The sequence below is a fragment of the Paludibacterium flexuosum genome (assembly GCF_037076605.1).
In the GTDB taxonomy this organism is placed as follows: Bacteria; Pseudomonadota; Gammaproteobacteria; order Burkholderiales; family Chromobacteriaceae; genus Paludibacterium.
In genome coordinates, this window is sequence record NZ_AP029060.1 from 2,948,832 (window position 1) to 2,960,429 (window position 11,598).

The following is an 11,598-nucleotide window of genomic DNA, read 5'->3' on the forward strand; positions in this document are numbered from 1 at the left end:
ATGACCATGCGGGCTTTTTTTTGTTGTCGGATCAGCTGTTCTGGCGTGCCAGGGTGGCGCTTTCGCCCCGGCTGCGCAGACGGTGGACCAGCCACATGAGGGCAATCCACACTGGCATGGCATAGGCACTGATCGCCATGCCCGGGGTCATCAGCAGGATGCCGAGAATCATCAGCATGAAGGCCAGACACAGATAGTTGGAGAATGGCGACCACAGGGACGGGAATACGCGCTGCTGTCCTTGCTTGGCCTGGCGGAACTTCAGGTGGGTCAGGCTGATCATTGCCCAGTTGATGACCAGGGTGGCCACCACCAGCGACATCAGAATGCCCAGGGCTTCTCCTGGCAGGACATAGTTGAGGATGACGCAGGCGAAGGTGGCGGCAGCCGAGAACAGTGTCGCCTTGACCGGTACGCCGCGACGGTCGGTCTGCTGGAAGGCGCGCGGGGCGTTGCCTTGCTGGGCCAGGCCGAACAACATGCGGCTGGTGGCATAGACACAGCTGTTGTAGACCGAGAGTGCCGCGGTCAGTACCACGAAGTTCAGTACCTGGGCCGTTGCATTGGCGCCGATCTGCTCGAAAATCATCACGAAGGGGCTGCCACCTGCGGCGACCTTGCTCCACGGGTAGAGCGACAGCAGGACGGTCAGCGAGCCGATGTAGAACACCAGAATACGCACGATCACCTGATTGACGGCGCGCGGGATGGCTTTCTGCGGATTGTCGGCTTCCGCCGCGGTCATGCCGATCAGCTCCAGCCCGCCAAAGGAGAACATGATGATGGCCATCATCATGAACAGGCCGCTGCCGCCGTGCGGGAAGAAGCCGCCATCTGCCCAGAGGTTATGCACTGTGGCCTGCGGGCCGCCGGCGCCGGAAACCAGCAGATAGCCGCCGAAGCAGATCATGGCCAGCACGGCGACCACCTTGATCAGCGCAAACCAGAACTCGGTTTCACCGTAGGATTTCACGCTGGCCAGATTGATGCCGTTGATCGCCACGAAGCACAGCAGGGTGGTGGCCCAGGTCGGGAATTGTGGCCACCAGAACTGCACATAGGCCCCGACCGCCGTCAGTTCGGCCATGCTCACTAGGACATACAGCAACCAGTAGGACCAGCCGGACAGAAAGCCGGCGAAGTTGCCCCAGTAGCGATAGGCAAAGTGGCTGAATGAGCCGGCGACCGGCTCTTCGGCCACCATGTCGCCCAGCTGGCGCATGATCAGAAAGGCAATGAAACCGGCAATGGCATAGCCGAGGATCATCGACGGGCCGGCGGCCTTGAGCACGCTGGCCGAGCCGAGAAACAGGCCGGTACCGACTGCGCCACCGAGGGCGATCAGCTGGATATGGCGGTTTTTCAGCTCGCGTTTCAGTTCGGTTTGGGGACGATGGGTACTCACGTGACGATTCCTTGTGCGAGTGCCGCCAGGGCCGGATGGCGCCTGGCGGTAAAGAAACTCAAACCTGCTGGCTGGCCAGTTCCGCGGCGCTGTCGGTCTTGCGCATGCGGAAACCAAGCCACAGAACACCGACCCAGACTGGCAGCAGATAGACCGAGATGGCGCCACCCGGCGTAAAGAGCAGGATGCCGAGGATCATCACCATGAAGGCCAGACACAGGTAATTGGCGGCCGGGAACCAGATCGAGGGGAACACCAGTTGCTGGCCGGCCTTGGCGCGGCGGAACTTGAGGTGTGCCAGGCTGATCATGGCCCAGTTGGTGACGATGGTCATGACCACCATCGACATCAGGATGCCGAAGGCCTCTTCCGGCAGGACATAGTTCAGTACCACGCCGAGGAAGGTGCAGGCAGCCGAGAACAGGGTGGCCTTGACCGGCACGCCGCGACGGTCGAGATCCTTCAGCGCACGCGGGGCATTGCCTTGTTCGGCCAGGCTGTAGAGCATGCGGCTGTTGGCATAGACGCCGCTGTTGTAGACCGACAGTGCCGCCGTCATGACCACGAAGTTCAGTACATGTGCGGTGGCGCCGGCGCCAATCTGCTGGAAGATCATCACGAAGGGGCTGCCGCCACTGGCCACCTCGCTCCACGGGTAGAGGGACAGCAGGACGGTCAGCGAGCCAATGTAGAACACCAGGATGCGGACGATGATCTGGTTGACGGCGCGCGGGATGACTTTCTGCGGGTTGGCCGCTTCGCCTGCCGTCATGCCGATCAGCTCCAGACCGCCGAAGGAGAACATGATCGGGGCCATCATCATGAACAGACCGGTAAAGCCATGCGGGAAGAAACCGCCGTGGCTCCACAGATTATGTACCCCGGCCTGCGGGCCGCCGCTGCCGGTCGCCAGCAGGTAGCCACCGAACAGGATCATGGCGATCACGGCGACGATCTTGATCAGGCCAAACCAGAATTCGGTTTCACCGTAAGACTTGACGCTCGCCAGATTGAGGCCGTTGATGGCAAGGAAGCAGACCAGGGCAGTCAGCCAGGTCGGCACGTGCGGCCACCAGTACTGCACATAGGCCCCCACTGCGGTCAGTTCGGCCATGCCGGCCAGCACATACAGCAGCCAGTAGGTCCAGCCGGCGACCATGGCCGGAAACGGCCCCCAGTATTTGAAGGCGAAATGGCTGAAGGAGCCGGCGACCGGTTCTTCGGCAATCATTTCTCCCAGTTGGCGCATGATCAGGAAGGCGATGAAGCCGGCAATGGCATAGCCGAGAATCATCGACGGACCGGCGGCCTTGAGGACGCTGGCCGAGCCGAGGAACAGACCGGTACCGACCGCGCCGCCCAGCGCAATCAGTTGAATATGACGATTTTTGAGCTCTCGTTTGAGCTCGCCGCCTTGAGTGGCATGACTCATCGGGGACTCCTTTCGGGAATTGCTGTCAGGTATGCAAGTAAGACTTTTCGCAGACCATCAGACCATTGACCGGCGATAGCGTCAAACCACTGGATACAATATATATTCTACCGAAATGCCTATGGCATGGATTGCTGCCAAAAAATGTCGCCAATCAGGGCTGTTAACGCCAAAAATTGCTCATATATGACAAGTAATCACCCATTTTGGGACATTCTCTGGTTTCGGATGGTTCTTAGTTTGATTGCAGTGCAGTGCTTTGCGCTGCTGTTGTGGTCATTGCTTGTGAAATCCAAAGCGACAGGCCGTCATTTCAGGGTTTTCCACGCTGAATGTGCTGGCGTCTTCTGTCGGCAGACGCGCTTGCCTTGCCCCGAAATTGGTGCGACAGTCTGCCAGCCTGAAGAACTGACGGATCACTATGGATACCCCGCTTTATCCTGCCCTGAATGATTTGTTCCGCCGACTGGACCCGCAATGGGATGAGGTGTGTGCCGAATGGTTGCTGGCCCTGATCCAGGCACAGAGCCAGGGGCATGTGTGCCTGCCCGTTCACGTTCCGGGCGGGCGCCGCCGTCTTGCCGCCAGTCCGCTGGTCGGTTCGCCCGGGCAGTATGTGCCTCTGATCCTGGAGCCCGGCGGCAATTTGTACTTCGCGCGCCAGTGGTTTGATGAGGTCCGGCTGGCGGCGGCCATCCGTGCCCGGGCCGCGCGCTTGCCTGTCGCCGATCCGGACCGGGCCGCACATTGGCTGGCGACCTTGTTTCCTGCGACCTCCCCGGGCCTTGATCGGCAAAAGCTGGCCGCTGCCCTGGCCCTGCGCCAACAGCTGCTGGTGATATCCGGGGGGCCGGGAACCGGCAAGACCACCACGGTCATCCGTCTGCTGGCACTGCTGGCGGTCTTGTCCGACCGCCCGCTGGTGATGGCTCTGGCCGCGCCGACCGGCAAGGCGGCGGCGCGTTTGTCCGATGCCATCCGCTCGGCCATTGATCGTCTGCCGCTGGCACAGGCCGTCAAGGATGGGCTGCCGAAAAGTGCCCAGACCCTGCATCGCCTGTTGGGTCTGCGGCCGGGAGGGCATCGTCCGCGACATCATGCTGAGCACACTTTGCCGCTCGACGTGCTGGTGATTGATGAGGCGTCGATGATCGATCTGGATTTGATGGCGCGGACATTCGATGCCTTGCCGCCGCATGCGCGGGTCATCCTGCTGGGGGATCGCGATCAGTTGGCCTCGGTCGAGGCCGGGGCGGTGCTGGCCGAGCTGTGTCGCGATATCGGCTATCGCGAGGACACCTTGAATTGGCTGGCTCAATTGGGCTTCCCATCCACCGAGTTGCCCAGGGCGGTGACGGATGCGGCGCCGATGGCCGATGCCGTGGTGCTGTTGACCCACAGCCATCGTTTTTCGGCTGACGGGGGGATCGGGGCACTGAGCCGTCTGGTCAATGATAATCAGCCCGATGCGGCCAGTGCCCTGCTGCTGGATGAACGGCAGGATGTGCTGGGCTGTCTGCCGGCGCTGGATGTCGACCGGCTGCAGGCCGGACGGACGGCTTACTGGCAGGCGCTGGATCAGCAGGCGGATCTGGATGTTTTACAGGCAGGCTTTGTCGCGTTTATGCCACTGGCCGCCGAGCGACGCCAGGTGGCTCAGATCAATCAGCTGGTCGAAGCCCGGCTGGAGGCCGAGGGGCGCAAGAGCCCCGGTCAGGTCTGGTATCCGGGGCGGCCGGTCATGATCAGCAGCAATGATTATGGGGTCGGGCTGTTCAATGGTGATATCGGCTTTACCATCGCGCGGCCGGAAGGGTTGCGGGTGGCCTTTCCTTCTGCGGATGGCAGTTGGCGTGAGTTGGCGCCGGCGCGGCTGCCGGAGCATGACACGGTCTATGCCATGACCGTGCACAAGAGCCAGGGCTCCGAGTTTGCCGAGGTCTGGCTGGTGTTGCCGGAGGACACGACCAATCTGCCTGACCGGGCGCTGGTGTATACCGCCATTACCCGGGCGCGCGAACGCTTCCGGCTTGTGGGCTCGGTGGCGATGTTGTGCGCTGCCATGGGTAATACCCTGCAACGTCATTGTGGTTTGGCGGATAAAATCCGCTCAACATAGTCAAAGTCAGGTACTTCACCGTAAGATGCTGGTTTGTCGATCATTTTTGGGTTGTCTGGAGCGCTAATGCCTTTGCACCGTGTCCTTGACTATCTCGCGCGCGTGACGCGGGTTGATTTGTCCGCTTTTACCCCTCTGTACTTTGGCGCCACCCGCCTGGGCTGGGTGAATGCCGACTGGCGCCAGCGATTGCTCAATGAGGCGACGCCGCTTTTTGCCGTCGGGGAGGCGGGCATGGTCTGTCTGGCGACGGGCGACTACCAGGCCGTCAGCGCCCAGCTGGCAGAGGCGGCGGAGCGCTGGCATGCCGCTGGCTGGCTCAATGGCTGGCGCAACGAAAATTTCCAGGCCTGTCTGCCGGACGGCACGCCGCTGTTCGAGCTGGAACGTGCGGCCTTTCGCCCTCTCGGCCTGACCAGCCATGCGGTACATCTCAACGGATTGTGTCGCATGCCTGATGGCGAAGTACGCATGTGGCTGGGACGACGCAGCCCGCACAAGGCGGTCGACCCGAACCGCATGGATAATATGGTCGGCGGCGGGGTTGCGGCCGGTGAGTCGATCGAGCTGGCAAGAGAGCGTGAGGGCTGGGAGGAGGCTGGGCTGTCGGCCGAGCGCTTGCGTGATGTGCCGCGACATTCCCTGCTGCTGGCAGAAAGGCCGGTGCAGCGCGGGCTGCATCGTGAGTGGCTGCATGTTTTCGATATCTGGCTGCCGCCGGAAATTCAGCCCTGTAATCAGGATGGCGAGGTGGCCGAGCACGTGCTGCTGTCGCTGTCCGAGGTTGAGTCCCTGCTGATCGAAGAGCGCTTCATGATTGATGCCGCACTGGTGGCGGCGGAATGCCTGGGGCGTCTGGGGTATTGGGGGCCGGAAAGTCGGCATGTCCTGGAGGCCTTGCAGGCCCGGCCCTGATTCTGCACGTCGGCGTTGCCTGATCTGGCAACGCCGTTTTGTTTCTCGTCCGCGCCGGGCGGGGAATCACTTCAGTCTCTGCAGCTATTTTCTCCGTCAGTGCCTAAACTGAATCACGGCTTCTACATCCCGGATCCCGTGGCTTACGCATTTACCCGAATGGTGCCAGCCAGACATTCAGAATACTTTATAACGCTGGTATCATCAGCATTTGATATGCTGTAGGCATGATTGCTGTTTTTGTGGTTTCGCCGCGAGGTTTTTGCAGTGTTTCGTCTGAAATTGATCTCCAACACATTCGGTATCGATGACAAGAGCCCGATCTACCCGACGGTAGAGGCCGCGCGCGCCGCGGCACAAGTCATGCTGCGTCTCTATCGCGGCAAGGTGAAAGTCGAGATTTATCAAGTGATCGATCTGCGGACCCACCAAAAGCGCGTGATCGAGACCATCGGTTCTCCGGACTGATTTTCTTTCGCCTGCACTCAGGCGACTCTCCCTTTTGTATTGGTTCCCAGGCACCTGGCTTTTCTTCGCTTTCATCCCATCGCTGACGTGCGGGCACGGCCTGGCAGTTTGGGCCTGGATGGTGAGTTGGTGAGGGGAGGGCGAAGTGTCGGCGCAGAGGCCGGAAAAGAGGGTATGGCGTGGCGTTGCAGTGACTGGCGCACCCGACAGGGATCGAACCTGTGACCTTCGGCTTCGGAAACCGACACTCTATCCAACTGAGCTACGGGTGCGCTGATCGTGAAGCAGGCGGATCATATCGCAAAGCGCGCCCACAAGTCCAGTAGGGGTTTTGCCTTGCGGAAATGCTTCTCGTATAATCGGCTAATTATTAAATGTCATTATTTTTCAGGCGAGGCGCGAATGAGCAATGAAAACGGAATGGCCACGGGGCAGATCGTCAAAGTCCTGGTCGGCGTCGTCGTATTCCTTGTCGTAGCAATCACTCTGCTGGCCAAGTTGGCCACCAGCGGTTTCAACGTGGACGCCGAGGTCATGACCAATGAGGCCGTTGCCGCTCGCCTGAAGCCGGTAGGGGACTCGGTGGCCAGTGATGGCCAGCCGGGCAGCCGCAGCGGACAGCAGGTTTATCAGGCCGTCTGTATCAGTTGTCACGGCGCTGGTTTGCTTGGCTCGCCGAAGTTTGGGGATGCCGGGGCCTGGGGGGCGCGTATCGCCAAGGGCTATGACACCCTGCTGAAGCATGCGCTGGGAGGGTTTAATGCCATGCCGGCCAAGGGCGGCAACACCACGCTGACCGATGACGAGGTGGGCCGTGCCGTGGCTTATATGGCCAATGCCGGCGGTGCCAAGTTTGCCGAGCCGAAGTCGGATGCCAGTGGCGCCGCAGCGACGGCCGCCATCGATCCGAATGTGACCGGCAAGAAAATCTATGAGTCGGTTTGTATCGCCTGTCATCAGGCCGGGGTCTCCGGTGCACCGAAGTTCGGCGACAAGGCTGCCTGGGCGGTTCGTCTGAAGCCGGGTCTGGATGAAGTGCAGAAGATCGCCACCAAGGGTCTGAATGCCATGCCGCCGAAGGGGGGCTATACCGGCAGCGATGCCGAGTTCCGTTCGGCCATCGAATACATGGTGAACAATTCGAAGTAATCTGGCCTGCTGTTCGGCGCCTGTCTGAAAGGACAGGTGTCGGGACAGGGGGCATCCGGCATCATGGGTACGTCTGACTGGCCTGAATGACGCAGGAACCGCCGTTTCGCTCCCAGGTTTCCTGTCTAGTTCGGCTAGGGTGATTCCCGGTGGACTTACCCTACCCAGAGATGTTCCTCATTCTTGTACTGGCGTCCGCACGGACGCCATTTTTTTTGTCTCGCGAACAGGATTCGATCAAATCGTGCTTCAGCAAGACGCCAGGGGCTTCGATTCTAGGACTGACAGACGCGAACAGCCATCATTTCGTTCAAGTTTCATGACTTAAATTAAGTATCTGCTTATTTGTTAATGATTGTCGGCCGGACGGGATTATGCTTGATCGTCCAATCGTTTGGGAGCGAATTTGTCATGATGTTGAAGAAAATTGCCCTGGCCGTTATCGGTCTGTCCTGCGCTTCGACCTTTGCTTGTACCACGATCATTGTCGGCAAGAATGCCTCTGCCGATGGTTCGATCCTGATCGGGCGCAACGTGGATTCCGGCGCGGGTAACCACCCTATCCACTTCATCAAGCACGAAGCACTGAAGAAGGGCTTCCTGTTCAAGTCGGTACAATCCCAATTCACCTATCAGATGCCGGATCATCTGATGAGCTACACCGGTCTGCCCGACTTTGACGGCAAGAGCCAGTCTTATGAAGAAGCCGGTTTCAATTCGGCCGGCGTGTCGATGTCCGCCACCGAAACCATCTACAGCAATGAGGCGACGCTGAAGGTCGACCCCTATCTGGACAAGACCGGCCTGACGGAAAGTGAAGTGACCAGCATCCTGCTGCCGCAGATCAAATCGGCCCGTCAGGGTGTCGAGCTGCTGGGCAAGATCATTGAAACCCAGGGTTCTGGCGAGGGCTTCGGCATTGCGTTTGCCGATCAGAAGGAAGCCTGGTATCTCGAGAACGCTGGCGGTCACCAGTGGGTGGCGGTACGCATTCCGGACAATATGTACTTCGTGTCGGCCAATCAGGGCCGTCTGCGTGAAATCGACCTGAACGACAAGGCCAACGTGATGTCCTCCAAGGGGCTGGCGGACTTTGCCGTGAAGAATGGTCTGGCCAAGCCGCGTACCGATGGCAAGTTCGACTTCTTCGCCGCCTTCACTGAAGATGGTCCGAGCAACGTTTACTACAACTACAACCGTGTGTGGACGGTGCAGGGCATCTATAACCCGAGCCTGAAGAATGAAAGCTTCAAGGATGGCAAGGCACCGGTGTTCCTGACGCCTGAGCACAAGCTGTCGGTGACGGATGTGGAAAGCGCGCTGCAGAACCATTATCAGGGCACGCCGAACGAGCCGTACATGACGCAGAATCCGAAGTCGAAGTATCGTCCGATCTCGGTATTCCGTGCCCAGGAATCGCATGTGCTGCAACAACGGGCCAATCTGCCGCTGCCGATTGCCAACGTTGAGTATCTGGCGCTGGGCATGACCACGCTGAGCATCTATGTCCCGTTCTATCAAGGGGCCAAGATTCCGGCCGCTTATCAGGACAATACCGACCATGCTGACAGCAAGTCGGCCTGGTGGAAGCTCCACAAGCTGCAAACGCTGGCCATGCAGAACTTCCCGAAGTATGGGCCGATGGTGGAAAGCGCCTTTGCCAAGCTGAATACTTCCATTCAGCAACAACAGGTGGCGTTCGAGAAGGAGTACGTGAAGGCTTATGCCAAGAGCCCGAAACAGGCTCAGAAGCTGCTGGACGCCTTTACCGACAAGACCGTCAGCCAGGTGGATGCATTGACCGAGCAATTGAGCAACGACATCCTGACGCAAATGGCCATCGACGTGAACGCCATGTATCTGTTCCACGGTGCCTGATCAAGCAGGTTCAGCAGGTTGAAAAGCCGCCTTCGGGCGGCTTTTTGTTTGTGCAGGATTATTCCTTGCTGGTCTTGGCGCCCAGCATGGCGCTGAGGTTGGCCAGTCTGGCCTTGCCCTCGCTGCGGCTGACCAGTGGTTCGGCCCCCGGCCGGCCGAAGTGCTTGATGTCCTGCGGATCAATTTCGTCGATGAAGCGTGAGGGATCGACGAACAGCCACTCCCCCGCACGGCGGCGCTTGACGCAGTAGCTGAGGGTCAGGCTGCGCTGCGCCCGGGTAATGCCGACGTACATCAGCCGGCGTTCTTCTTCGATCATCCCGTTATCCACGGACTCCTGGTGCGGCAGGATGCCTTCTTCCACCCCGACCAGAAACACATGCGGATACTCCAGGCCTTTGGAGGCGTGCAGGGTGGACATCTTGACCGCATCCACCTCGCCTTCTTCGCGGCCTTCCAGCATGGTGATCAGCGCAATGGTCTGGGTCAGGTCGATGAGCGACTTGCCGTCCTCTTCCCCTTTTTTGGTAAGCCAGGCCACCATGTCCATGACGTTTTTCCATTTGCTTTCCGCCGGACGGGGTTCTTCACTGTCATAGAGCCAGGCCTCATAGCCAATGGCCTGCAGCATTTCCTGTGCCAGCGGGCCGGCCGGCTCGCGGCTGGCCCGATACTGCAGATTGACGATGAAGCGACAGAAATCGAGCAAGGGGTCGAGCTGGGCCGCCTGCACCTGATGCTGGAAGCCTTCTTCATGGGCCGCAGCAAACAGGCTCTTCTGACGCTGTCCGGCATAGCTGCCGAGTTTTTCCAGCGTACCGGCACCGACGCCGCGCCGCGGGGTGGTGAGGGCGCGGATGAAGGCCGGATCGTCATCCGGGTTGGTGATCAGCCGCATGTAGGCGATCACATCCTTGATTTCCGGCTTGTCGAAGAAGGACTGGCCGCCCGACATCTGATAAGGGATGCGCTGGTTGCGCAGTGCCTGTTCGAAGATGCGTGCCTGATAGTTGCCGCGGTACAGGATGGCATAGTCCTTGAACGACGTACGGTGCTCGAACTTGTGTGCCAGCAGGCGCTGTACCACCACTTCGGCTTCGTGCTCTTCATCCTTGCACTGCACGACATGGATCGGCTCGCCCAGGCCCAGTTCGCTCCACAATTGCTTCTCGAACAGCTTGGGGTTGTTGGCGATCACACTGTTGGCCGCGCGCAGGATGCGCGCGGTAGAGCGGTAGTTTTGCTCCAGCTTGATGATGTTCAGGCGCGGGAAATCGTGCTGCAGCAGCCGCAGGTTTTCCATGTTGGCGCCGCGCCAGGCGTAGATGGACTGATCGTCGTCCCCCACGGCAGTGAACATGCCGCGCACGCCGGTGAGCAGCTTGACCATCTGGTACTGGCAGGTATTGGTGTCCTGGTATTCGTCGATCAGCAAGTAGCGCAGCTTGTTTTGCCAGCGCTCCAGGACTTCCGGGTTGGTGCGCAACAACTGGACCGGCAGGCGGATCAGGTCGTCGAAGTCCATCGCCTGGTAGGCGGCCAGCGTGTCCTGATAGGCGAGGTAAGTCCTGGCACAGACGTTGTCGAATTCGGTCTCTGCCGCGAACAGCACTTCCTGCGGGTCCTTGAAATCGTTTTTCCACAGGGAGATCTGGGTCTGCACCTTGCGCACTTCTTCTTTGTGCGTGGTGAGCAGGATGTCCGAGATGATCTTGCCGGCATCGAAGGCGTCGAGGATGGAAAACTGTGGCTTGTAGCCGAGGTGCGGTGCTTCCTGGCGCAACATCTGCATGCCGAGCGAGTGGAAGGTCGAGACGGTCAGGCCGCGGATTTCGCCAGGGTTCATCAGCTTGCCGATGCGCTCCAGCATTTCGCGCGCGGCTTTGTTGGTGAAGGTGATGGCCGCAATATTGCGCGCGCTGATGCCGGCATGACGGATCAAGTGCGCAATCTTGAAGGTGATGACGCGGGTCTTGCCGCTGCCGGCTCCCGCCAGGACCAGCAGGGGGCCGTCAAGGTAATGAATCGCATCGCGTTGCGGCGTGTTCAGTTGGGTCAGGGACATGGTCTCTCGGTCGAAGCCAGACGGACGATGACTGGCAGGCTGGCCAGCTCCGGGCGCCTAAGCGCAAGCCCGGGAATTATTTTGCTTGCTGGAATAAATCGGTAACGCAGAAAGTCCATTGTAGCATGGGGTATCATGTCACTTCGTACGGTTCGCGCGGCAGCGAG

At 59.8% G+C, this 11,598-nt stretch carries 8 protein-coding genes and 1 tRNA gene; 5 read left to right on the top strand and 4 right to left on the bottom strand.

The features are described 5' to 3' along the window. Positions 1-31: 31 nt before the first annotated feature. Positions 32-1,405 (bottom strand): amino acid permease, encoded by a 1,374-nt coding sequence (locus tag AACH39_RS14065; RefSeq protein ID WP_338620440.1) that lies wholly within the window; start codon positions 1,403-1,405, stop codon positions 32-34. A gap of 58 nt (positions 1,406-1,463) precedes the next feature. After that, positions 1,464-2,837, bottom strand: a complete 1,374-nt coding sequence (locus tag AACH39_RS14070) for an amino acid permease (protein WP_215778501.1) — start codon at positions 2,835-2,837, stop codon at positions 1,464-1,466. A gap of 421 nt (positions 2,838-3,258) precedes the next feature. Between AACH39_RS14070 and recD the strand changes: the two genes are divergently transcribed. The 3 genes from recD to AACH39_RS14085 all read left to right on the top strand — a co-directional run bounded on the left by recD (position 3,259) and on the right by AACH39_RS14085 (position 6,339). Beyond that, a complete protein-coding gene (gene recD, locus AACH39_RS14075; RefSeq protein WP_215778499.1) occupies positions 3,259-4,956 on the top strand; it encodes an exodeoxyribonuclease V subunit alpha in 1,698 nt (565 codons plus the stop codon). Positions 4,957-5,022: 66 nt separating this feature from the next. After that, positions 5,023-5,871, top strand: coding sequence for a DUF4743 domain-containing protein (locus tag AACH39_RS14080; RefSeq protein ID WP_215778497.1), 849 nt, complete (start codon positions 5,023-5,025; stop codon positions 5,869-5,871). Positions 5,872-6,138: 267 nt separating this feature from the next. Then, entirely contained in the window at positions 6,139-6,339 is a 201-nt protein-coding gene (locus AACH39_RS14085; RefSeq protein WP_215778494.1) for a hypothetical protein, read from the top strand. A gap of 195 nt (positions 6,340-6,534) precedes the next feature. On the opposite strand, the gene AACH39_RS14090 is transcribed toward AACH39_RS14085, so the two are convergent. Next, positions 6,535-6,611, bottom strand: a tRNA-Arg gene (locus tag AACH39_RS14090). A gap of 130 nt (positions 6,612-6,741) precedes the next feature. Here AACH39_RS14090 and AACH39_RS14095 point away from each other — a divergent pair. Next, entirely contained in the window at positions 6,742-7,488 is a 747-nt protein-coding gene (locus tag AACH39_RS14095; RefSeq protein ID WP_215778492.1) for a c-type cytochrome, read from the top strand. 411 nt (positions 7,489-7,899) lie between these two features. After that, positions 7,900-9,366: a C69 family dipeptidase gene (locus AACH39_RS14100; RefSeq protein ID WP_215778490.1), complete on the top strand. Its 1,467-nt coding sequence runs from the start codon at positions 7,900-7,902 to the stop codon at positions 9,364-9,366. Between the two features lie 58 nt (positions 9,367-9,424). Here the strand turns inward: AACH39_RS14100 and AACH39_RS14105 are convergent, their stop codons facing one another. Then, positions 9,425-11,431: a UvrD-helicase domain-containing protein gene (locus AACH39_RS14105; RefSeq protein WP_215778488.1), complete on the bottom strand. Its 2,007-nt coding sequence runs from the start codon at positions 11,429-11,431 to the stop codon at positions 9,425-9,427. Between the last annotated feature and the right edge of the window lie 167 nt (positions 11,432-11,598).

What these genes read in the sequence shown, in the direction of transcription:
- AACH39_RS14070 (WP_215778501.1), bottom strand. Translation starts at nt 2,837, where the DNA reads ATGAGTCATGCCACTCAAGGCGGCGAGCTCAAACGAGAGCTCAAAAAT.
- recD (WP_215778499.1), top strand. Translation starts at nt 3,259, where the DNA reads ATGGATACCCCGCTTTATCCTGCCCTGAATGATTTGTTCCGCCGACTG.
- AACH39_RS14080 (WP_215778497.1), top strand. Translation starts at nt 5,023, where the DNA reads ATGCCTTTGCACCGTGTCCTTGACTATCTCGCGCGCGTGACGCGGGTT.
- AACH39_RS14095 (WP_215778492.1), top strand. Translation starts at nt 6,742, where the DNA reads ATGAGCAATGAAAACGGAATGGCCACGGGGCAGATCGTCAAAGTCCTG.
- AACH39_RS14100 (WP_215778490.1), top strand. Translation starts at nt 7,900, where the DNA reads ATGATGTTGAAGAAAATTGCCCTGGCCGTTATCGGTCTGTCCTGCGCT.
- AACH39_RS14105 (WP_215778488.1), bottom strand. Translation starts at nt 11,431, where the DNA reads ATGTCCCTGACCCAACTGAACACGCCGCAACGCGATGCGATTCATTAC.